The following is a 21,569-nucleotide window of genomic DNA, read 5'->3' as shown; positions in this document are numbered from 1 at the left end:
TTAGATTCTCAAAAATTTGATTAGGCTTTAGTCTAGCTAATAAAAAGGGGGTCTTGTATTAAATACATTAAGCGAGTCATTGTTATATGCTACAAAATGTATCTGGTTTGCTTTTGCTGCATCGTAATCATTCTTTGAATCTCCTATCAAACATGTCTCGTCATCTGTGTACCCTTCGGTTTCAAGTACATGCTTGACCAGTTCTTTTTTAGGTGTGGGAGAACCATGTATCGAATCAAAAAAAACAGAGATGTCCAGCTCATCACATAAAAACCTTAATTCATTCTGGTCAGAGCCTGAAACAATATGGAAATTATATCTTTCATAATTATCCTTAATAAAATTCATGCTGTCTTCAATAAGATTGTGTTTCTCCGTTAATTTTTCTCTCATCAAGACCGAAAAGTTATTGGCATATGCATTTACTTTTTCTTCTGAAATGGCTTGGTTCAGAATATCTTCATAGAAGTATCTAATCTTAACATAACGTGACAGCCCTCCATTATCCCTATGAAACTTAATCAATTCCTCAACCTGTAATTTGGGGAAACTCTTAAATATTTCCCTAAACCCAAAGTCTCTTATTTTCATTGAATCGAGAATAACCCCATCAAAGTCCCACAAAATGTTTTTGATCATTGATTTCTGTTTTTTAGAATCTCTTTCTCTACTTTTAAAACATCATCGGGGACATCCACTGCCAAAGTGCTTCCTGAAGTTTCCACCATTTTTATGGGTATTCCCAAATCAAAGAAGCGCAAGATCTCAATATCCTCATGGTTTTCATAAATTGCCTTTTCGGTCATTTTTCCATATGATTCAAGATCCTTAAAACTAAAGCCATAAATACATACTTGTTTTCTGTACTTAGGTTTTGAACTGTTCGTTTTCTGACCAGGAATGGCCAGTCTGGACATGTATATCAATTGGTCATGGCAATTGACCACCACTTTTGGAATATTTATATTTTGTGGATCCTCATTGGGCTCAATAAAAGCCATACCGTTGACAACATAGTTGAAATTGTTTTTTTTAACTTCTGCTATCTTAAGGATGTCTTTGAAATCAATCATTGGCTCATCTCCTTGTACATTTATATAGATGTCTGCCTTGACTTGCCCAGCAAAGTCATATACACGGTCCGTCCCGGTTAGACAATTCTCTGAGGTCATTATGGCATTATAGCCGTAACTGTCAACCAACTTCCTTATCCTTTCATCATCCGTAGCCACATAAGTGTTTTCTCTACCCAAGGCTTTTTCAACAATCTGGGCCACTCTGATCACCAATGGAATACCTGCAATTTCCACCAATGGTTTTCCTGGAAAACGTGAAGACTTATATCTTGCCGGAATTACACCAACTATTTTCATTATACCAAACTATAAATTGAAATTGTATTCAGTTTTTTGTACTTAGTTGGAGTAATCGACATAACCTCAAGACACTTCACAGCATCATTTATTATATTTTGATTCTCTTGGGCCAAAGCAAATTGGGTTTGGTCTATGGTAATATCATATCCATCAAACCCTGCCAATAAAACTTTCTTCGCTCCTAGATTAAGTGCAATCTGAAAACCCAAAGCCATAGGAGAGTCCTTTGATTTTGTAGTGAATTCTATTGCCTTCAGCTCTTTAGCCCCCTTTTTGATCTCCTCTGGTATTAATGTTCCCATTTCCCTTGGAAAGGGAGGATACACATATGTGTGGTCCAACAGGGAAGGGTCATCAATGGATTTCAAAAGTTTTTCGGTTTCAAAGCCAGCCAAAGCGCAATATTGATCAACCTTTTTTAATCCTAAATACGTGTGAATATTTCTGGCCCCGGCATGAATTAAGCATATGTTTTCTTCACTTTCAGCAAGTTTCATTATTGCCTTACTGTGGTTCTTAGCGGATTTTCCCCCTCCTAGCATGATTGCCGTTTTGAATTTACTTTCATTCTCAAAAACAGGCAACTTCATGTTGTCTTCGCATGAATCTTTTTGATTGTTCAATGCATTAATGATATTCCCTATTGGATATCTGTTCATGCCGACCCATTCCATAACTTGTTTTTGTGGTAAAGAAAAGGCTCCAGAAAACATATAGGGCAAATTGGTCCCCCAGCGGTATATGCTTTTCAGTGTTTCAAAAGATCCAACCACATTACTGAGCTTGCTAAACTTAATCTTCAATAGATTTTGACTTTCCAGATAAGTAAGCAACAGTTCTGTTCTCAAATTGCCTGCACCCCTTCCCATGCCTGTAATGGTGGCGTCAACAATATCACATCCTTCTTCCATGGCTGTCAAAGTATTAATGAATGCAGCTTCTAAATTATTGTGCCCATGAAAGCCCAATGGAACATTGATTTTTGACTTTACCAGCTTTATCGTTTCCTTTATGTCTTCCGGAAGCATGCCCCCAAAAGAATCAACCATATAAAAATAATCCATGACACTATCTGCGCCTTTCAGCTTATCCAAAAAAGTATTGTCCTCTTTCCACTTGGACATGTACATTACATTGAACGCCACCTTGAACCCCATCTTTTTTACTTCCTTTGCCAGCAACAAAGCCCGTTCTATGTTTTTAGGGTCTATGGCCATCCGAACCATGTTTATGTAAGGAACGCAAGGCGTCAAAAGCTTTTTTATATGATTTTTCCTGATGTTTTTCTCATCTAATATTATGCACAACTTTTTTGAAGGAAGTCTCTCTTTCAGTTCTTTGATGAGATATTCAGGGCAATAAAAATATTCTCCCAAATACCCCTCTAAGGGTATGCTTCTATAACCAATCTCAACATAATCAATGGGCAGTTCTTCCATTGATTCACAATAATCCTTAATCAATTCTTTGTCAAAATCCCAATTGGTGTAGTACCCCCCATCCCGAATGGTGCAATCCAATATTTTAATTTTTTTCCGTTCCATCATTTTATTGTACATTAATTTCTTCAACAGACCTGAATGTCTATTTTAAGCTATATAAAAATATTTTCCAATAGGACGTGTTGTTTTCAAATATTTTTTCCAGCTTCATTTGATTGCTTTCTGCATTTGCGATCCTAACCGAAGAAATTACATATTCCCCTTTCATTTTTTTCAGTTCATCGACATTTATGTCCAAATGCATTATCTCTTTTTTGGAGTTTTTGTCAAAAATATACCTTCTATCCAATTCCACCGGCAAAATATAGCATCTGCACCCCCAATTGTCGTAGTATTTTTCAATCTTCCCCGCTTTATGGATTTCTTTGCCTATTATCCTTCTAAAATCCCTCTTATATTCAAGTGGATATGAATTTTCATAACTGTCCAACGTATAAAAGCCATTATATTGGGCAATACAAGGATTTATCCCCACACTTACTATCCTATACGAGCTTTTATCCTTGCCTATGAACCCCCCTATATCATCAAATAAATCTGGGGCAAAAAATGAACTGTAATTTAATTCTGGCGTCACTGTACTTTTTTGTTCTCGGCCCAGTATCTTCTTCCAGTTAGGCAGGTAATGATCGGTCTGTGCACTTCCCTTCAATATTCCACTCAAATGCAAAAATAATATGATGGGAATGATACCCCTGATATACTTATTACCCACGACACGGGACAACGATACCACCAACAAAATGGTCCAAAAAAACGGTAGAAGAAACGAAAACCTAGTAACATCTACCCCTTTGACAAATTCAAATCCAATAGAAACAGCAAATTGCTTTATATACGTTGCAACAAAAATTGAACAGAAGACTGTCAATATTGAGAACAAAATAACTTGTGTTTTTTTGGGTGTCCTATTGCATATAATGATTGCCAAGCAAAAAGTTAATATTGCCCATATTGGATCAAAAGCACCTGAATGATATGGTGTGATATACTTGCCGTAAACTAGGTTTTTAATTTCAGTTATGGATAAAATTGGAACTACAAAATCGCTTCTATTGCTAATGTATTTATTATTCAAAAGCTGTATTACCAAATTATATTCGACCAATAATGAGACAATACACAAAAGAAGAAGCCCCTTCAAATATGTTTTGGGGATTTTTTTCGTCTTTATATGGATATATGCCATATAGAGCAACAACATGAACAAAATAAAGATTGTGGAATAAACGAAATAGCTGTAAAAGGCATAAAAACAGATTAGGGTATAACTCAGTTGACTTTTCTTTTCTTTTAAGAGATTTAAAAAGGCATAGGCTAGTAGAGGTTGTCCAGCTATGGTCAACCCTTGAATGGAATAGAATTGTATGAAAGCAAATGAGATTCCTCCGATTATAACGATATACTTTTTGTAGGCCCCGTCCTTTATTAGGTGTTCGTCAAGCAACAAATACATTCCGGTATATCCTATTAGCCTAACAAAAAACTCGTTGAAAATATAAGCCTCGAAAGGAGGTAACACATAAAAAAAAACATTAATGAGGCTTAACGAAGATGGATAGTAAGCCCTTGGCAATCCATTCATGACTTCTTCAATCAAAAACGTTGGGGAAAAAGGAAGTCCATTTCTGGCTAAAATTATCCTTTGTATGAAAGATATTTCCAGATTGTCATGAATGAAGATGATCGATTCCTCCCCAAGAATCAAAAAGGGTAGAAAATAGAGCACAATAATTACCAGGCCCAAAAAATACCATTTGTATTCTTTTTTAATAGCCATTGATCATTTGTATAAGTATTATGTGCTGTTTTTCACTATGTGGAAAAATAGCTATTGGTATGCCCCAATATAAATTTCGACCGTTGTCTAATCTGTCAAAACATCCACCGCCACATCTTCCTGATATTCGTCGTCTGAATTTACGTCCCACAAATTAATGTTTGGTTCTCCCATAATTTTATCAGCAACCATTAACCCCATAAGAATAGAGTGGTCTTGGTTATTGTATTTAAATGCGCCATATCTTCCGATCACATCCAGATTCTCAATATTATTCAAATGATTCTTGATCAAATTCACCTTATTCATATAACCGGTTTCATAAACAGGGTATGAGCGGGGTATTTTTATAACCTTTCCGTTAAGGCACAAATCATCGTTGGTCACTAATTTAATTTTTCTAACCTCTTCAAATGCCGTGTCAATTAATTTTTTATCCTCGGACATCCATATATCATCATTTTCAAAGCACCAATATTCCAAACATAAAATAGTGGATTTTTTTCCAGAATTCAATGTAGGGCACCAATTTCTAAAATTAGTGATTCTACCATGAAGGACATCGTTGGAGTGGATATAGAGCCAATTATCATCAAACAAATCACTCCTGTCTATTTCTAAATAGACCAATATTGTATTCCTAAAATATAAGGCATCTACCGCATTTTTTACTTCACTTGGCACATTTGGAAGTCCATTGACCATAAGCGTCAATGGCATGGTGGATACTACATAATCCGCCATGATCCTTTCTCCGGAGTTAAGCTCGACCCCCACAGCTTTACCTTCCTGTTCGTCCAAGAGAATTTTTCTAACTCCTTTATTCAAATGGACCTCTCCCTTATTCTGTTTGATCAGGGTCACTGCATTGACATATAGATTTCCTGTGCCTCCCTTGGGATACATGAATTGGTCCACCAATGTTTTATGGGTCTGCGACCTGTCTTTAAAAATTGAATGCTTGATCGCCTGTAAAAGCGTTAGTTTTTTAATCCGCTGAGCGGCCCAATCAGAATCTATTCTACTACAGGGGATGCCCCATAATTTTTCAGTGTAATTTTTAAAGAACATTCCATATAGTTCTTTCCCAAATCGACTGATTATCCAATTTTCAAATGTGGAAGTATCCTTTATTGGGAAAATCTTTTGGTAACAATAATAGTACACGACTTTAATAATGCTAATTAAAGACACATTGGCCAATACGTTAAAGAACCTTAGCGGATAATCAAAAAAGTGCAACTTATAATAAATCCTTGTTTTCCTATTGACAATAGTATGTTCTCCTTTTATCAATTCGTGAAACAATCTGTTTATCCTGTTATTCTTGGAAAAAAAGCGATGCGGGCCCAAATCTACCGTTTGCCCCCACATTTTTATGCTTTTGGACAAACCTCCAACTGAATCGGATGCCTCATATACCAAGACTTTGGTGTTTTCATTTTTGGATAGCTGATATGCTGCGGTTAAACCTGCAGGGCCCGCGCCTATGATTATTATTTTCATGAAAAAAAGCTTTGGTCCTTCAAACAATCTTTTATCAAAGGTGTTCCTTTCTCAATGTTTTTCGCAAAAACTTTTCCCAGTATCTCTTCATAGTGCTTTGGATGCATGCCATAACCCGGTCTAATGGAGCGTACATTGTTTTTGTCAACAATTTCTCCTTTTTTTACATCTTTCACTACAAAAAGCGATCTAGAGAATTCCCTGCTCTTTTTTTTCTTTTCCGTTAGTTCATAATCTACTTTTCCCATCATTGTTTCTGCAACCCTGACCGCTTTGACCATTTCTGTAAACTCCTTTTCGTCCAGGGAAAAGTGGGCGTCCGGACCACCAATGGTTTTGTCCAAAATAAAGTGCTTCTCTATTACACTGGCTCCCAGTGCCACGGCAACAACCGGTCCCTCTATCCCCATCGTATGGTCGGAAAGTCCTGCTTTTACATTAAACCTTTTTTGAATGTCCGGAATCGTTAACAAATTGGCGTCTTTTGGATCTGCAGGATAGGCAGAAGTACATTTTAAAACGGTAATATCCCTATTCCCCTCTTGAAAACAGCAGTCCAGTGCCAATTCAATATCTTCAATCCCTGCTATGCCAGTAGAAATGATCATCGGCTTTTTCTTTGAAGCTATATATTTTATCAGTGGGATATCGGTGATTTCAAATGAAGCTACCTTATAAATCGGGCAGTCCAGTTCCTCTAAAAAATCTACCGCAGAGTTATCAAAGGGGGACGAAAAACAAGTTAGCCCTAATTCTTTTGCCAACTTAAAAAGTTCTTCGTGCCATTCCCATGGAAGGGATGCCTCCTTGTATAAATCATATAAGTATTGGCCGTCCCAGTGGGTGCCTTGATTAATCTTAAAGTACTTTTGATGTGAGTCTAGAGTAATTGTATCCGCTGTATAAGTCTGCAATTTTATGGCATCGGCACCTGTTCTTTTTGCTGCTCTTATGGTCTCTTTTGCTGTCTCTATGTTTCCACCATGATTGGCCGAAAGTTCAGCAATGACAAATGTTTTTTTAGAAAACATATTTTAAATATTTAGAAACATCTCTTTCTACCTTTCCGTACCATGCTTCCCTGTTGAATACCATTTCAATATATGGCTCCCCTTCAATGGTGGGACTGCTTACCTTCTTTCCTCCAAAAATTTGGTTAAGACGTATGGCACTTTTGTTGTCCTTCTTTATAATGGCACGCATTCTACTGCTGTTAATCTTTTCGAAAGCAACATAGTGCAGAAAATAATTCAATGCCAGTCCAATACCCGAACCTATTAAACTTGGGTCGGAAAAATTTCCACCCATGAAAGAGTCCGTTTCATCATCGTACTTGGTTAAGTTCAGCGTTCCCAAAATAGTGCCCTTTTCATTGTTCAGTGTCCAATACCCCTCATTTTTCGTTGCGAGGCTTTCCATAAAATCCAAATGACTCTCCATTGTAATTGGTTTATCATTTATCATTTTACTCCTTACACTGGAATGATTTCTATATTCCAATAATTTTTTCTTTTCCTTAAGGTTTAGAAATAAGTAATTTTTAAGTTCAATATTCAATGGCTCATACACGAAGCTACAGTGCAAGAGCTCAAATTTTGAATCTTTCATGGGCTAATCAAGATTTTTTCGGCCAATAAAATCGATGAAATCTGAAATTTTAGTCAATCCTTTTATTTCTTCTTGTGTTATCCCCACTCCAAATTTTTCATCAAAAAATGCTATTATTAATAGGCTTGCCATCGAATCTATTTCAATTTCCGTGCTTTCATCCACACTCGCATCTTCTAGAAGGAGAATTTCTTTTATTTCTTCAATGAATTCCTTTTTTTTCATACTTGCTTAATTAAATAGTTATAACTGTGGCCCCCCAGGACAGACCTACACCAAATCCCGCTATTAATACTTTGTCCCCCTTTTTAATATCTCCTTTTGCAATTGCTTGTTTCAAAGCAATGGGGATGGTAGAGGAAACCGTGTTCCCAGATTGTTCAAGGTCTATAAAAAATTTTTCTGCCCCTAACTTCATTTTCTTTCTTAAATATTCCAACATGAATTTGTTGGCTTGGTGAAAAATATAATAATCTATTTTTTCTTCTAGTAGGTTGTTCTTGTCAATTGTTTTTTGAATTAAGCTTGGGATATTGTTAATGGTGAAGTTGAATATTTCAGGTCCATTCATGTATATGCTGTTATCATCATATACATTTTGATCTCCATAAATTTTTTCATTGGCACTAGTGTCATATTTATTTCCTGCCCCACCATTTCTGATTATCAATTTATCGTAGCCTGATCCATCTGTCCCCAAAACAAACTCCCCTATTTTCATGTCTGAACATTCAGAGACCAATGTTGCTGTTGCACCATCTCCAAAAATTGATCTGTTCCCTTTATCCTTTTGATGAATATATTTTGTGTAGGTGTCCGATGTAACAAATAAAATATTCTTCGCAACACCTGCGGCAATAATACCTTTGCATACCGCAAGTCCGTAAACGTAACCCGAACATCCAAGGTTAAAATCCAATGCCCCAATATTTTTGGGCAATCCAAGCATGTTTTGCAGAATACATGCGCTTGTCGGTAAGATAAATTTCGGGGTTTGGGTACAAAAAACTATAAAATCAATATTACAATCTGGATTTGCCTCCAGTAGTTTTTTACTTGCCTCGAATCCAAGCTCCAAACTGGTTTCATTTTGATTTGAAACATGTCTCTTTTTTATTCCTATCTTGTTCTCCACCTTATCAGTGTCAAAATCCTTAAACTCTTTCAATAGGGTTTCTGAAACCACTTCTTTTTTGGGGAGATAATAGGCTATATCCACTATTTTGCTTCCTGACATTTCTATGATATGCTTATTTTAGAATGAATGACCACATTTATAAACTCTCCATTAAAATAACAATGTTCTTTCAAAATAGCGTCTTTTTCATAACCGGAAGATTCCAGAACTTCATATAGGTTTGGTCTTAAATCAAATGCATAAGTATATATTTTGTGAAGCCCAATTTCTTCAAATGCCAATTTTTCAATCAAGGCCAAATAAGTTTTCCAATGGAAATGGAAATGGTTCTTTTCCAGCCTTGTTTCCATCACAAATGAAATTTCAGCGTTATTGTCCAACCAATTTATGTGTACCAGCCCTCCATATCCTATACATTTTTGCCCTTCCAGATAAGAGAATAAAAATTGATCTGGTCTATCTTGCTCAAACAATCTTCCCACTACATTCTGAAAGTAATGGTCTTGATCTTTTTCGATAAGTGGTTTTTGTTGTCTTAAGTGATAAATTTGTTCATTACGCCATTTCATAATATCCATTCTATCCTCATAACGAATGGGTATAATACAATAGTTACCAAAACAAAATCTATTGGTCGTTAAAAAAGAATATTTATTTGGAAACCTCATTGGCACTTTAGTCGGTATTTTAATTCAGCTAATTTCCAATCTGTCTCATTATCTATGTCTTGAGCATGCATTTCGTCCATTAAATAAAAAGACGTTCTTTTAGGGACCAATGTTTCCTCTTTTAAGATTACTTCTGTTCTTGAAATGTAAAACTGCCCCACATCATGATAGGCTTTATCTAAATCTTGACTACGTGTTTTTTCATGTTCTGGTTGCATATATGATAAGTAAGATCCTCTTATTTTAAAGGCCCTTTGTATTGGGAAAGAAAATTGCACTACAGGTATTACCGCATCAACATTTTCATTTAACTTATTGAACGCTTCCTTTAAATCATTGCTAGAAACGAGAGGTGCACAGGGATACAAAACACAAACAGTCTCAAAGAATTTATCTTGGTTTGAATATTCGTATAAAACTTCTTTTACCACATCAAATGTGCTCGCAAAATCATTGGAATTGTTCCTGCTCCTCAAAAAGGGTATTTTGGCCTTATATTTTTGGGCAACACTTGCTATTTCATTATTATCGGTAGAAACCATGATCTCATCAAACAAATTACTCTTTAACGCTGCCTGAATAGAATATGCAATAATTGGCTTGCCAAAAAAAGGTTTTATGTTTTTCTTTGGTAATCTTTTACTTCCTCCTCTAGCCGGGATAATACAAAGGTTAGCCATAGCAAAACTCAAGTACTTTTTCTATCACGAATTCTTGCTCCTCAATCTCTAAGGTAGGATACATTGGCAAACTTATACACCTGTCATAATATCTTTCTGAATTCATCAGGTTTGCACCGTCATAACCAATTTTTTTGTAATAAGGTAAGGTATGAACAGGTATGTAATGTATTTGTGCGAAAACCTTGTTGTCTCTTAAAAATTCGTATAGTCCTTTCCTATTATCCACCTCTATGACAAAAAGATGATGGGCATTATAACAGTTGTCAGGCAATTTTTGATATTTTATTTTTCCTTCAAAAGCTGCCTTATATCTTTGCGCAATCTGATTTCTTCTTATAACCCCTTCCGGGTTTTTGTTCAATTGGGATATTCCCAATGCAGATTGAATGTCTGTCAACCTATAGTTGTATCCCAACTCCTGCATTTCATAATACCAACCTCCATGATTTTCCTTTAGATTTTCCTTGGTGATTCCATGTGTTCTTAACAGACTCAATTTCCTATAAAGTTCTTCATTGTTGGTAGTCAACATTCCTCCTTCTCCACAGGCAATATGCTTTACCGGATGAAAAGAAAAAACCCCAATATCCGCATAAACACCATTTCCACAAAACTGCTTTATCCTCTTGGAATCTGTGAAGTAGCCCCCTGGGGCATGACAAGCGTCCTCCAATATCCACAATCCGTGTTTTTCTGCCAATTTCCGAAATTCTTCCAAGTTTACGGGTAAGCCAGCAAAGTCCACTGGAATGATTCCCTTGAAAAATCCTTTTGGTTTACTTTCTATGAGTTCCTTCGTTTTTTCAAAGGAAATCAGATATGTGTTTGAATCAATATCAGCAAACCAAACTTCCCCCTGCGCATATCTTACACAATTAGCAGAAGCGGCAAATGTGATTGGGGAGGTAATGACCCTGTCTCTTGGTTCTACGCCAAGGGCTAAAACTGCCAAATGCAATGCCGCCGTTGCGTTACTTACCGCTACGGCGTACTGTGCACCAACATACGCTGCAAACTTTCTCTCAAACTCCTCAACTTTGGGTCCTTGTGTTAAGAAATCTGCCTTTAACGTACTTATGACGGCATCAATATCCGCTGCATCAATTTGTTGGCGCCCATATGGGATAACCTTATGCTTTGTCATACCTCAAAGGTTTCATCTACGTGCTTGATTATCAACAACCTAAGACTTTCAACAGTTTCCCACTCCTTGTTTTCTCCAGAATTGTATTTAAATCCCTCCGGCACCTGTTTGGCGTTGAAAGTTTTTTTGAAATCCTCCAATTTCCAATTTCGCATTATTGGAAGAATGGCGTAGTACTTTCCAAGATCATACGTATAAAAGGAATCTGAACTTGTAATCATTTCCTCGTGCAATTTTTCTCCCGGTCTTATTCCCACAATAGGTTTTTCACATTCTGGGCCAATTGCCTCGGCTACGTCCATGATTTTGTAGGATGGTATTTTTGGTACAAAAAGCTCACCTCCCCAAGCATTTTCGAGTGCGTGCATTACCATGTCCACCCCTCCTTTTAAGGATATGTTGAATCGTGTCATGTTAGGGTCCGTTATTGGGAGCTTTCCGTCTGCTTTCTTTTTCTTGATAAAAAAAGGAATTACCGAGCCATTTGATCCCATTACATTCCCGTACCTAACTACAGAAAAACGAATAGGATTGGTTCCCTTGATATTGTTGGCCGCAATAAAAAGTTTGTCTGACGTCAGTTTGGTTGCACCATAAAGATTGATTGGGGCACAAGCTTTGTCTGTTGATAAAGCTACGACTCTTTGCACATTGGTTTCAAAACAAGCATCTACTACATTTTGTGCGCCACCTATATTTGTCTTGATGCATTCTTCTGGATTATATTCGGCCAAATGTACGTGTTTCATGGCGGCGGCGTGAATCACATAATCCACTCCTTTAAACGCTCGTATCAATCTATCCTTGTCCCTCACATCGCCTATAAAAAAACGTATCTGAGGATGTTTTTCTTGAGGATACTCCTGAGCCATTTGAAATTGTTTTTGCTCATCCCTAGAAAAAATAATTAACCTGCGAACTTCGGGGTGTTTTTCAAAAATATGTTTAGTTAAAGCCTTGCCCAATGACCCAGTGCCACCAGTAATCAAAATCGATTTTCCTTCAAAAGTCATTCTATTATTTTTAATAAATCTGCTAAAATCAGTATTCACTTTCTTTTTTAAAAAATTTAATAAAAACAGCAAACATTTTTATATAGCCCTTAAAATCCCTAGTTTTTAAAGACAAAACTAGGATAAATATCTGCTTTCACATCAAATATAAATCCTATAAGTTTTGTTTGTATTCATGTAATTTCATGAAAATCTTTATAAGTAGGTAATAACGCATCTTTATGAGAAAGTATAATATTTTCTTTTTTCAATTTCCACTTAATCCCTAGAATCCCATCACATCGAATACCTCTTTCAGCCTCTTTGTTATAATAATTATCACACTTGTAAAACACTTTAGCTGAATCACTCAAGGTCAAAAAACCATGGGCAAAACCTCTCGGTATGAACAACTGTTTTTTGTTCTCATCGCTCAATTCGATGGACAAATGTTGGCCAAAAGTGGGGGAATCTTTGCGCAAATCTACCACAACATCTTGGATTTTACCCTGCAACACCGAAACCAATTTGGCTTGGGCGTGTTCCCCTTTTTGAAAATGCAATCCCCTGAGCACCCCTTTTTTTGAAAAAGATTGGTTGTCCTGTACAAAAATGACCTCTCTTCCAATGGCTTCGCAGAAATCCCTGTGGTTATAACTTTCAAAGAAGTAACCCCTTTCATCTTCAAATATCGTGGGCTCTATGATAAAGCACCCTTTTAATTTGGTTTCCGTAGCCTTCATCAAATCTCTTTGTTCAAAATGCCCAACAAACGGTTGCCATATCCGCTTTTGAGCAATGGCTGGGCCAATTCCTTAAATTGTTTTTGGCTGATGTAGCCCATCTCATAGGCTGCCACTTCTATGGCCCCTATGACAACTCCTTGGCGCTCCTCGATGACCTCCACAAACTGTGAGGCCTGCATCAGGGCCTGGAACGTTCCTGTGTCCAACCAAGCCGTTCCTTGGTCGAGAATACTTACGTTGAGCTTGCCCCTTTTCATGTATTCCTTGTTGACATCCGTTATTTCCAACTCCCCTCTTGGGCTTGGTTGTATGCCCTTGGCAATGGAAACCACCTCATTGTCATAAAAATAGATGCCTGGTACCACATAATTGCTCTTGGGGCTTTCGGGTTTTTCCTCTATGCTGATAGCCTTTCCTTCACCGTCAAACTCCACCACGCCATATCGCTTGGGATCATTCACCCTGTAAGCGTATATGATTCCTCCATCTGGATCATTGTTGGATTGTAACAGCTTGGACAGTCCCGTTCCATAAAAGATATTGTCCCCAAGCACCAACGCCACTTTGTCTTTACCAATAAATTGCTCCCCAATGATAAAGGCCTCAGCCAATCCATTTGGCTCTTCTTGGGCCGCATAGGAAAATGAGCAGCCATATTTCTGTCCATCACCCAACAATTCTTGGAACAGAGGAAGGTCCTTTGGGGTGGAAATGATAAGTATTTCTCGGATTCCCGCATACATAAGGGTAGACAGCGGGTAATAGATCATTGGTTTGTCGTAGATGGGCATCAACTGTTTGCTCACCGAAAGGGTCAATGGATGCAGTCTGCTGCCGGTTCCCCCTGCCAAAATGATTCCTTTCATACTGCTCTACGGTTGATATTGTTTCTGATAGTACAATTTGTAATCCCCAGAGGTGACATGGTCCAGCCATTCCTGGTTGTCCAGATACCAGTCAATGGTACGTTCCAAGCCTTCCTCAAAGGTCACGGACGGTTTCCAACCCAATTCCCTATTGATCTTGGAGGCATCAATGGCATACCGCAAATCATGCCCGGGGCGATCTTTTACAAAAGTGATCAGTTTTTCCGATGTTCCTTCCAATCTATTCAGCTTTTTGTCCATTAATTGGCACAATAGTTTTGTTAGGTCAATGTTCTTCCACTCATTGAACCCCCCAATGTTGTACGTTTCCCCATCCCCTCCTTCATGGAAAACCAAATCAATGGCCGCGGCATGATCTTCCACATACAACCAATCGCGGGTAAAGTTCCCATCACCATATACGGGCAATGGTCTGTTCTGGATGATGTTATTGATGAAAAGAGGGATCAGCTTCTCGGGAAAATGGTTGGGGCCGTAGTTATTGGAACAATTGGAAATTACAAAGGGCAGACCGTACGTTTCACCATAGGACCTTACAAAATGATCCGAACTTGCCTTGGATGCAGAGTAAGGGGAGTTGGGACTATAAGGTGTCGTTTCCGTAAAAAGCCCAGTCTCCCCCAAAGATCCATACACTTCATCTGTGCTGATGTGGTAAAACCTGAAATGTGTATTTTCCTTTGCGGCCTCCAAAGAGGCATTCAGCAAGTTTACAGTTCCAAGCACATTCGTCCTCACAAAAGACAGCGGGTCGGAAATGGAACGGTCCACATGGGATTCTGCGGCCAAATGGATCACACCATCAAACTTGGTTCGGGAAAAAAGATTGGTGATAAAGCCGACATCCACAATATCCCCTTTGATGAAGGAATAGTTTTGGGCCTCCTGCACATCCTTTAAGTTTTCCAAATTGCCCGCGTAGGTGAGGGCATCAAGGTTATACATATGATAATGAGGATAGCTTTTCACTAAACGCCTGACCACATGGGACCCTATAAAGCCCGCTCCTCCTGTAATCAATATGTTCTTGGGGGTGTGTTTTTCCATTTGCACCTCTTCTGTGAAAATGACCAAAAGTGTTCCCTGCCTTATGTTTGTTCAAGAAAGAACGCTGTTCTTTGGCCTTTTTGCGAAAGTACGATAATTCCTATCTAAAACAAGGTTCACCTTATGTGTCAGGCCGTTTTCTTCAAGAATTTGCGTGGCGAAATCATACCAGGTCATGGGTTTGCCATCGGTGACATGGTAGGTGCCGAAAGGCTGTTCTCCGCACAGGAGGTTTTTGATGATGTAGCTGGCCAAGGATTCCGTATTAGTGGGGCATCCTATTTGTTCGTCAGTGATATGAAGGTCTTGTCCCTCCAATGCTTTTTTTACAACGGTCCTGTAAAAATTATGCCCATACTTTTTACTATACAGCCAAGAGGTCCTGATGATACAGTGATTGGCCCCTATCTGTCGGATGTATTGTTCTCCCTTCAGTTTGGACTTTCCATATTCGTTTATGGGGTTTGGTTCATCTTCAACGGTATAGGGACCTTCTTTTGTACCGTCGAACACATAGTCGGTTGAAATATGGATTAAAGTAACCCCATGGTCCTTACACGCCTTTGCCAAATTTTTGGCGCCTTCTGCATTTACTGCAAACGCAGGTTCTGGGGTCTTTTCCGCTTGTTCCACATTGGTATAGGCGGCACAATTGATGCAATAATCGTAGTTCCCATTTCGGAAAATATTGTTTATCGCCTCTGCGTCGGTAATGTCCAGTTCCGAAGAAGTTTTGAAGTCAAAGTGCTGATATGAGTCTCCCTTTTGGGTAAAAAGCTCATGTAACGTTTGTCCTAGTTGTCCGCTTGATCCAGTTATAAGGATACTGTCCATTGAATTTTGACACTCTATAATGCTTATTGTAGTTCTGCCGCTTTTCGGTTGAGATACCGCAAAAAGGAAAATAAAAAGAACAGGGACAAGAGGATTATCGGTATCAATATTATTTTTTTTCCAAAAAAGGCCTTGCTCCTTTGGTATGGTTTTCCAAAATTGATGATGTTAATAGGGTTGGTCATTTGCTTGAGTTCCGTTCTTCTATCCTCAATGTCCTTTATTAAATTTGATTTTAGGCTAAATAGTCCGCCCACATTTAACTTTTCTTCATTTTGCAATACCACCGTACCGGTTTCATAAGCATTTCCTGATCTGCCCAGGTTGTTGGAATAACCTTGGATAATGGTATCGATCTGCGCTATCAACACTTCATTTTGTTTGATCCTTGCCATCGCATTTTCAGTATGTACGGCCAAAAGGTCTTTGAAGTAGCTGTTGGAATTGATATATTCAATAAGTTTTTCCGCTATGGCCTTACCTTCAGGGTTTTTATATCTGAAGGTTATCCTGTGATTGAGTTCTGTATTCTTTAGTAGCTCTTCCCGCAAAACGTCCGATATCAATTCCGTATCTTGAAATTTTTGAAGTATTTCCAAATACTCCAGTTCCTTTTCAGCGGCTTTTTCTGCATCCTTGTTGACGGGCTCTATGGAGATTTCGAACCCTTTGATCTCCTCTTCCGAAACTCCCAATTCCTTAAAAAGAGTTTCGTTTTGGGACTTGAGATTGTATTCGATTTCAGCCACCACATCATACAAGTAATCCTTGCTTTCCAGATTGGGTCGCACAATGACATCCAACTGCATTTTTTCTGTGGAGATCATCTTTAGTCCATATCCGATCAAGACACCTAGCACCGTCAAGCCGATAAGGATCAGGATATTTTTCTTCAGATACAGAAAAACACGTAAAAAGAAAGTTCCCAACTTGTTGAACCCCCTACCGATCATCTGAAACAGTTGTCCCAAATCTATTTCATCCGATGTGTTCTGTTTTGTGGGTTGGTCTGCCATATAGTTATGAATTGAATATTTGTTTTAAAATTCTGTCCGTGATCAAATATGTGGGTTTTACCCCTGTTGTTCCCAAGCCTCCCGACGCCAAGGTACTACCTGTTTCCAAAGGGTTGTCCGAGGCATAGTAGGCATACCTTACCTTCACGCCCTCCTTGATGCTCTTGCGTATCTGCGATGCCGACTGCACTGCTTTTTGGTAGTGCACCCCTTCCATTTCCAAGCCTATCACGTTCCAAGTGGACTCGTAAAAGAACCGGAGTATGTCCTTGTTCTGCAACGAGGTTCCCAAAACGGTGACCATGGTGCCTTCCATCACCTTGAGGCCTTGGCCTTCAAAATCAGCGGCACTGAGCTCATTCTTGAACGGATAATTGTCCGCCGTACCTTCAAAAATATGTGCCGAAGGTATCATCAAATCACCCTTGCCCCCTTCCAAAATACCTGCTTTGCCCATGATGGAGACCGAGTCCACATTCAAAAAATACTTCTCGGTGCCTTCTTCGAGTGGTTTCAAGAGTTCATCTATGGTCTCATAGGCCTGTTCCCCAAAGGCATAGTCCATCACAAATATAACGGGTCTTTCTTCCTCTGAGATTCCTTTGGGCAGTTCATAGCAGCAACTTCCTTTCCCAAATTTGGCCGTGTCGAATATCTGTACGTCGATGTTGGTCCCTGATTGGTCGTTCAAAAAGATCATCCCGTTCTTTTCGGCCAGATCCTTCACTTTCTTGTTGAGGTTTTTGTTCTTTTCCGAACTGAGGGCCTCATAGATTTTCAATGAATCCGTATCCGGGAATTCTTTGGCCAATGTCTTTTTGGCAAACAGGGAGTTCATCACACTGTGCATGTTCGCACTGATGATGTGTAGCGGCCTGTGCAACAGATTGTTGTCTTTCAACGTCTGTTTTATCTTATCGGCCCAGCGCTCCCCATGGATGTGGTGGCCCAATCGTTCCCGCAACAACGGACTGAACGTTATGGTCCGCTTGTTTCCCGTGGTCTCTTCATCTATGGCCAATTTCCCCAGCCAATAGACCACATTCAAAAATCGGTCAGAATCTTCTGGGGTCTTGAGTTTTTCTTGGATATCGCCGACCTCATCAAAGGTTCTTCCCAAAATGTTGGCCACATGGATCATGGCCACTTCCCTTTCGTCTTCCCCTTTTTCCTCCTTCAACACAAACTCGGTCAACTTGTCCCAGTCCCGTATGGTGGCATTGCCATCCTCAACCAATACCCTTCGGCATATTTTCCCAGATTCGATGAACAAAAAGGTAAGGTGGGTAAGAATGTCATAAATATCGCTCCTGCCCCGGGTTATCTCAATGTTCATCTGCTCATCGTCGATACGGTAGCAGTTTCTTCTCCGTTTGGGCGGAACAATGGGCTTTAAATGTGATTTGGAAAAACCTTCGTCCGAAGTAAGGTTGATGAAACGGCACTCCTCTATGCCCTCGGGCAATCGTTCCAATACATAGACCAACCCGTTCAGTTCGGCCTTGTCCTCGGCAACGGTACCATAAATCTCTGGCCGTAGAAGGAGGAGGGCGGTCCTCAGTGCATTTCCGGAAACCCCCGAAGGTTTGTAAAACCCACGGTTGAGCAAATGGCGCATGGTAATGTACAGGCGCTCTATGGCGTTGGTGGACTCTTGTGCCCTTGTGGTCTGTTTTACTTGTGTTGCCATCATTAGTTCTTGGCAAAAATACACGAATTCCCCTAATAGTAAGTCAATTCTTAACTATCTCATTTTAAATGGCTGCAATCCATCCGCAACCTTGCGGTCGTTGGAGAGGCGCTGCACCTTGTTCTGGCCTCCCAATTTGCCCACTGCCTTCATGTATTCCTGAAAACCGCCAGGCTGGATGGACGTGATCACCAGGGGCTGGAGAATATTTCCCGCAATCAGGTCATAGTAGTAACTGTTCTGTTTTTTCATGCTTTCCTCCATAATATTGGAAAACTTGGAAATGTCCGAAGGTGTCCTTTCAAATTCGATAAACCATTCGTGATAGGGCAATTCACCATTTTTCGGATTGGTCTGAGGGGCAACAGTAAACTCATTGACCAAGGCATCGGTCTGGTCCACGGCCAATTTCAAGGCTTCTTCCACTTCTTTGGCAATGACGTGCTCCCCAAAGGCCGAAATAAAATGTTTGATCCTTCCCGAAACCATGATCCGGTAAGGATCTTTGGAAACAAACCGAACGGTATCCCCAATGTCATAGGCCCAAAGCCCCGCGTTGGTGGAAATGACCATGGCGTAGTCCACATCGAGCTCCACATCGGCAATGGTGAGCCTTTTGCGGTCTTCGGAGAAAAACTCATCCGCTTTGATGAACTCATAAAAAATCCCCGAGTCCAAAAGCAGGAGCATGCCTTTTTCCTTCTGCGAATCCTGATAGGCAAAAAAACCTTCACTGGCCGGAAACAACTCTATACTGTCCACTTTCCTTCCGATAAGGTTTTCAAATTTGGCGCGATAGGGCTCATAATTGACCCCCCCGTAGATGAACAACTGGAACTCTTTGAACAGATTGCCCACCTTTTGTCCAGTCTTCGCGTTGAGTTTTTCAAAATACATCTGCACCCAAGAGGGGATCCCGGCAATGACCGTCATGTTCTGATCTTCGGTCTCTTCTACGATCTTGTCCACCTTTGTTTCCCAATCCTCTATGCAATTGGTCTCCCAACTGGGCAATCGGTTTTTTTGTAGATAATTGGGAACGTAATGGGCAGATATTCCCGAAAGCCGCCCCAGTTTGATGCCCCCTTTTTCCTCCAATTCCGGACTGCCTTGAAGAAAAATCATCTTGCCGTCCACAAAATCTGCATTGCCCGTCTCGTGGATATAACTCAAAATGGCATTTCTGGAGGCTTGCACCTGATACTTTATGGATTCCTTGGTGATCGGGATGTACTTGGCCCCGGAAGTGGTACCCGAGGTCTTGCCAAAATAGATGGGCTTGCCGGGCCATAATACATCGTTCTGGCCGTCTATGATCAGCTGGACATATCCTTTCAGTTCCTCATAGTCCCGGATAGGTACTTTTTTCACAAAATCACTATGGGATTGGATGAGTTCAAACCCATGGTCCTTCCCAAATTGGGTCTGCTTGGCCTTGGCGACCAAGTCGAAAAAAACTTTTTGCTGGGCCTGCACAGGTTGGTTCATCCATTTTGCGGTCCTTCGGGCCACTCTTCTGGCAAAAATCTTTGCGGCTAGTGCTTTTAATGACATTTAATCAAAGTCGATATAGTTCTGGGGGTCTACTGGCTTTCCCTTTCTCCAAAGTTCAAAATGTAGGTGGGGGCCCGTAGTGAGCTCTCCCGTATTCCCGATGGATGCAATGACCTCCCCGGCTTTGACCAGGTCTCCCTGCGATTTGGTCAAGGAGCCGTTGTGCTTGTACACCGAGGTGAAACCATCTTGGTGTTCAATGATGATGACATACCCAGTTTCCGAGGTCCATTCGGCAAAGAGCACTGTGCCATCGGCAATGGATTTTACCGGAGTATCCTTTGGGGCCACCAGGTCCACTGCAAAGTGTTTGGTCTTTATGTCAAAGCCCTGTGACATGGTCCCGGTGATCGGCGAGAACATCAGCGTTCCCAAATTCTCGATGTTCCGTTCAAAAAGGTTGTACTTGTCCTCCAGCTCCACTTCTTCGCGCAGTAGGAGATCTTGCCGGATGGGCGTGAGGTCCACTGTGGAAGGGTCCAGTTTGTATTGTTCAAAAAGCGAGTCGCGGTTCACTTGGTTGTTCTCGATATCCCCTCGTAAAACCATGCGGACATTGTCCAAATACCGATTGGTATAGTTGAGAACGGTGACCAAGGAATCGGTTTTGTACGTGAGTTCGGTGGCCTGGCGTTTCAATTTGGTGGAAGAATACCCAGGAATGTATTCCCTGAGCGGGGTAAAGGCAATGATCAAGGTGGTGAGCCCTATCAGTACAATGATGAACAGGGTACCCGTGACAAAAACGTTGAGCCTGCTCAGCTTGAACGAAATCTTTTCCTCAAAGGTACTCTCGTTGAGGATCACCAAGCGGTACTTGTGCAGCAGCTTGCGCTTTATTTCCTTTCTTTTCTTTTTGTCCTTTGCCATAAGAACAAAGATAATCTTAGATTTTAATATTGGTGTTAAGCTTTTTAAAAAGCCTTGTATCAAATTCCTAGGTGTCTTCCGAATTGCTAATTTTCGTTAATCGGGCATACTCTTCCAGTTCTTTTTAGTAATTTTACCTTTCATTTAAAGGTTTTGAAGTTATGATTGCTCAAACTATGTTTTTAGGTATGCTCGGCCCATGGCAGATCGTGCTCATTGTTGTTGTGGTTCTTTTGCTCTTCGGAGGCAAAAAGATTCCCGAACTGATGAGAGGTCTTGGAAGTGGCATAAAGGAATTCAAGGATGCTTCCAAGGAAGAAGAAAAATTGGAAGGCGGAAGCAAAGAATCCAAGTCCTAATCCTATTCTTGACTTATCGGGTTTTTACATCAATAAAGCCCTCATTATTTGGGGGCTTGTCGATGAAGAACCACATTATATTGGATTACACGCCAAAAATCCATCCGTTCACAACAAAAAGTTACTCTCCCCCTCTTCTTGCTCTACTTTAGTGGTTTGAAACAAAGTT

At 39.9% G+C, this 21,569-nt stretch carries 22 protein-coding genes; 1 reads left to right on the top strand and 21 read right to left on the bottom strand.

The window, feature by feature from the left end; translation table 11 throughout:
- Positions 1-36 precede the first annotated feature (36 nt).
- The 21 genes from SD450_RS03070 to SD450_RS02970 form a co-directional block, all read right to left on the bottom strand.
- Positions 37-639: an HAD family hydrolase gene (locus SD450_RS03070; RefSeq protein ID WP_318343171.1), complete on the bottom strand. Its 603-nt coding sequence runs from the start codon at positions 637-639 to the stop codon at positions 37-39.
- A complete protein-coding gene (locus SD450_RS03065) occupies positions 636-1,373 on the bottom strand; it encodes a 3-deoxy-manno-octulosonate cytidylyltransferase (RefSeq protein WP_318343170.1) in 738 nt (245 codons plus the stop codon). Before SD450_RS03065 ends, SD450_RS03070 begins: the two co-directional genes overlap by 4 nt.
- Positions 1,373-2,947, bottom strand: a complete 1,575-nt coding sequence (locus SD450_RS03060) for an aldolase catalytic domain-containing protein (protein ID WP_318343169.1) — start codon at positions 2,945-2,947, stop codon at positions 1,373-1,375. The genes SD450_RS03065 and SD450_RS03060 overlap by 1 nt, the downstream gene beginning before the upstream one ends.
- Positions 2,948-2,960: 13 nt before the next feature.
- Positions 2,961-4,658, bottom strand: a complete 1,698-nt coding sequence (locus tag SD450_RS03055; protein WP_318343168.1) for a DUF6044 family protein — start codon at positions 4,656-4,658, stop codon at positions 2,961-2,963.
- Positions 4,659-4,745: 87 nt separating this feature from the next.
- On the bottom strand, positions 4,746-6,164 hold the full coding sequence (locus SD450_RS03050) for an FAD-dependent oxidoreductase (protein ID WP_318343167.1): 1,419 nt from the start codon (positions 6,162-6,164) through the stop codon (positions 4,746-4,748).
- The gene (gene pseI, locus SD450_RS03045; protein WP_318343166.1) at positions 6,161-7,195 is read right to left on the bottom strand and encodes a pseudaminic acid synthase; all 1,035 of its coding nucleotides are present in this window, start codon (positions 7,193-7,195) and stop codon (positions 6,161-6,163) included. Before pseI ends, SD450_RS03050 begins: the two co-directional genes overlap by 4 nt.
- Entirely contained in the window at positions 7,185-7,772 is a 588-nt protein-coding gene (locus SD450_RS03040) for a GNAT family N-acetyltransferase (RefSeq protein ID WP_318343165.1), read from the bottom strand. Before SD450_RS03040 ends, pseI begins: the two co-directional genes overlap by 11 nt.
- Before the next feature lie 3 nt (positions 7,773-7,775).
- A complete protein-coding gene (locus SD450_RS03035; protein WP_318343164.1) occupies positions 7,776-7,997 on the bottom strand; it encodes a hypothetical protein in 222 nt (73 codons plus the stop codon).
- 10 nt (positions 7,998-8,007) lie between these two features.
- On the bottom strand, positions 8,008-9,009 hold the full coding sequence (locus SD450_RS03030; protein ID WP_318343163.1) for a ketoacyl-ACP synthase III: 1,002 nt from the start codon (positions 9,007-9,009) through the stop codon (positions 8,008-8,010).
- A 2-nt stretch (positions 9,010-9,011) separates the two neighbouring features.
- On the bottom strand, positions 9,012-9,578 hold the full coding sequence (locus SD450_RS03025; RefSeq protein WP_318343162.1) for a GNAT family N-acetyltransferase: 567 nt from the start codon (positions 9,576-9,578) through the stop codon (positions 9,012-9,014).
- The gene (pseF, locus tag SD450_RS03020) at positions 9,575-10,258 is read right to left on the bottom strand and encodes a pseudaminic acid cytidylyltransferase (protein ID WP_318343161.1); all 684 of its coding nucleotides are present in this window, start codon (positions 10,256-10,258) and stop codon (positions 9,575-9,577) included. Before pseF ends, SD450_RS03025 begins: the two co-directional genes overlap by 4 nt.
- Complete coding sequence (gene pseC, locus SD450_RS03015; RefSeq protein WP_318343160.1) at positions 10,251-11,405, bottom strand: UDP-4-amino-4,6-dideoxy-N-acetyl-beta-L-altrosamine transaminase; 1,155 nt, start codon at positions 11,403-11,405, stop codon at positions 10,251-10,253. Before pseC ends, pseF begins: the two co-directional genes overlap by 8 nt.
- The gene (gene pseB, locus SD450_RS03010) at positions 11,402-12,418 is read right to left on the bottom strand and encodes a UDP-N-acetylglucosamine 4,6-dehydratase (inverting) (RefSeq protein ID WP_318343159.1); all 1,017 of its coding nucleotides are present in this window, start codon (positions 12,416-12,418) and stop codon (positions 11,402-11,404) included. The genes pseC and pseB overlap by 4 nt, the downstream gene beginning before the upstream one ends.
- Before the next feature lie 173 nt (positions 12,419-12,591).
- Positions 12,592-13,140 (bottom strand): dTDP-4-dehydrorhamnose 3,5-epimerase, encoded by a 549-nt coding sequence (gene rfbC / locus SD450_RS03005; RefSeq protein ID WP_318343158.1) that lies wholly within the window; start codon positions 13,138-13,140, stop codon positions 12,592-12,594.
- Positions 13,140-14,009: a glucose-1-phosphate thymidylyltransferase RfbA gene (rfbA, locus tag SD450_RS03000; RefSeq protein WP_318343157.1), complete on the bottom strand. Its 870-nt coding sequence runs from the start codon at positions 14,007-14,009 to the stop codon at positions 13,140-13,142. Before rfbA ends, rfbC begins: the two co-directional genes overlap by 1 nt.
- Before the next feature lie 6 nt (positions 14,010-14,015).
- The gene (rfbB, locus tag SD450_RS02995) at positions 14,016-15,077 is read right to left on the bottom strand and encodes a dTDP-glucose 4,6-dehydratase (RefSeq protein WP_318343156.1); all 1,062 of its coding nucleotides are present in this window, start codon (positions 15,075-15,077) and stop codon (positions 14,016-14,018) included.
- A 51-nt stretch (positions 15,078-15,128) separates the two neighbouring features.
- A complete protein-coding gene (gene rfbD, locus SD450_RS02990; protein WP_318343155.1) occupies positions 15,129-15,911 on the bottom strand; it encodes a dTDP-4-dehydrorhamnose reductase in 783 nt (260 codons plus the stop codon).
- Positions 15,912-15,934: 23 nt separating this feature from the next.
- Positions 15,935-16,927 (bottom strand): hypothetical protein, encoded by a 993-nt coding sequence (locus SD450_RS02985; RefSeq protein ID WP_318343154.1) that lies wholly within the window; start codon positions 16,925-16,927, stop codon positions 15,935-15,937.
- A gap of 4 nt (positions 16,928-16,931) precedes the next feature.
- The gene (locus tag SD450_RS02980) at positions 16,932-18,620 is read right to left on the bottom strand and encodes a DUF6909 family protein (protein ID WP_318343153.1); all 1,689 of its coding nucleotides are present in this window, start codon (positions 18,618-18,620) and stop codon (positions 16,932-16,934) included.
- A gap of 51 nt (positions 18,621-18,671) precedes the next feature.
- Entirely contained in the window at positions 18,672-20,171 is a 1,500-nt protein-coding gene (locus SD450_RS02975) for a GH3 auxin-responsive promoter family protein (protein ID WP_318343152.1), read from the bottom strand.
- Positions 20,172-21,041: a M23 family metallopeptidase gene (locus SD450_RS02970; RefSeq protein ID WP_318343151.1), complete on the bottom strand. Its 870-nt coding sequence runs from the start codon at positions 21,039-21,041 to the stop codon at positions 20,172-20,174.
- A 161-nt stretch (positions 21,042-21,202) separates the two neighbouring features.
- Here SD450_RS02970 and tatA point away from each other — a divergent pair, with 161 nt between their 5' ends.
- A complete protein-coding gene (gene tatA, locus SD450_RS02965) occupies positions 21,203-21,400 on the top strand; it encodes a twin-arginine translocase TatA/TatE family subunit (RefSeq protein ID WP_151890351.1) in 198 nt (65 codons plus the stop codon).
- Positions 21,401-21,569 lie beyond the last annotated feature (169 nt).

Origin of the sequence: Flagellimonas baculiformis (assembly GCF_033441575.1) — a bacterium.
Lineage (GTDB): Bacteria > Bacteroidota > Bacteroidia > Flavobacteriales > Flavobacteriaceae > Flagellimonas > Flagellimonas baculiformis.
Note: the sequence above shows the minus strand (reverse complement) of the source record. Positions and strands in the feature narration are given on the sequence as shown.

Bases quoted from the DNA above. Each gene is read 5' to 3' on its own strand.
- SD450_RS03030 (WP_318343163.1), bottom strand. From the start codon at position 9,009: ATGTCAGGAAGCAAAATAGTGGATATAGCCTATTATCTCCCCAAAAAA.
- SD450_RS02975 (WP_318343152.1), bottom strand. From the start codon at position 20,171: ATGTCATTAAAAGCACTAGCCGCAAAGATTTTTGCCAGAAGAGTGGCC.
- SD450_RS03025 (WP_318343162.1), bottom strand. From the start codon at position 9,578: ATGAGGTTTCCAAATAAATATTCTTTTTTAACGACCAATAGATTTTGT.
- SD450_RS02980 (WP_318343153.1), bottom strand. From the start codon at position 18,620: ATGATGGCAACACAAGTAAAACAGACCACAAGGGCACAAGAGTCCACC.
- rfbD (WP_318343155.1), bottom strand. From the start codon at position 15,911: ATGGACAGTATCCTTATAACTGGATCAAGCGGACAACTAGGACAAACG.
- SD450_RS03055 (WP_318343168.1), bottom strand. From the start codon at position 4,658: ATGGCTATTAAAAAAGAATACAAATGGTATTTTTTGGGCCTGGTAATT.
- SD450_RS02985 (WP_318343154.1), bottom strand. From the start codon at position 16,927: ATGGCAGACCAACCCACAAAACAGAACACATCGGATGAAATAGATTTG.
- rfbA (WP_318343157.1), bottom strand. From the start codon at position 14,009: ATGAAAGGAATCATTTTGGCAGGGGGAACCGGCAGCAGACTGCATCCA.
- SD450_RS03040 (WP_318343165.1), bottom strand. From the start codon at position 7,772: ATGAAAGATTCAAAATTTGAGCTCTTGCACTGTAGCTTCGTGTATGAG.
- pseC (WP_318343160.1), bottom strand. From the start codon at position 11,405: ATGACAAAGCATAAGGTTATCCCATATGGGCGCCAACAAATTGATGCA.
- pseI (WP_318343166.1), bottom strand. From the start codon at position 7,195: ATGTTTTCTAAAAAAACATTTGTCATTGCTGAACTTTCGGCCAATCAT.
- SD450_RS02970 (WP_318343151.1), bottom strand. From the start codon at position 21,041: ATGGCAAAGGACAAAAAGAAAAGAAAGGAAATAAAGCGCAAGCTGCTG.
- SD450_RS03070 (WP_318343171.1), bottom strand. From the start codon at position 639: ATGATCAAAAACATTTTGTGGGACTTTGATGGGGTTATTCTCGATTCA.
- pseB (WP_318343159.1), bottom strand. From the start codon at position 12,418: ATGACTTTTGAAGGAAAATCGATTTTGATTACTGGTGGCACTGGGTCA.
- SD450_RS03065 (WP_318343170.1), bottom strand. From the start codon at position 1,373: ATGAAAATAGTTGGTGTAATTCCGGCAAGATATAAGTCTTCACGTTTT.
- tatA (WP_151890351.1), top strand. From the start codon at position 21,203: ATGATTGCTCAAACTATGTTTTTAGGTATGCTCGGCCCATGGCAGATC.
- rfbB (WP_318343156.1), bottom strand. From the start codon at position 15,077: ATGGAAAAACACACCCCCAAGAACATATTGATTACAGGAGGAGCGGGC.
- SD450_RS03035 (WP_318343164.1), bottom strand. From the start codon at position 7,997: ATGAAAAAAAAGGAATTCATTGAAGAAATAAAAGAAATTCTCCTTCTA.
- pseF (WP_318343161.1), bottom strand. From the start codon at position 10,258: ATGGCTAACCTTTGTATTATCCCGGCTAGAGGAGGAAGTAAAAGATTA.
- SD450_RS03050 (WP_318343167.1), bottom strand. From the start codon at position 6,164: ATGAAAATAATAATCATAGGCGCGGGCCCTGCAGGTTTAACCGCAGCA.
- rfbC (WP_318343158.1), bottom strand. From the start codon at position 13,140: ATGAAGGCTACGGAAACCAAATTAAAAGGGTGCTTTATCATAGAGCCC.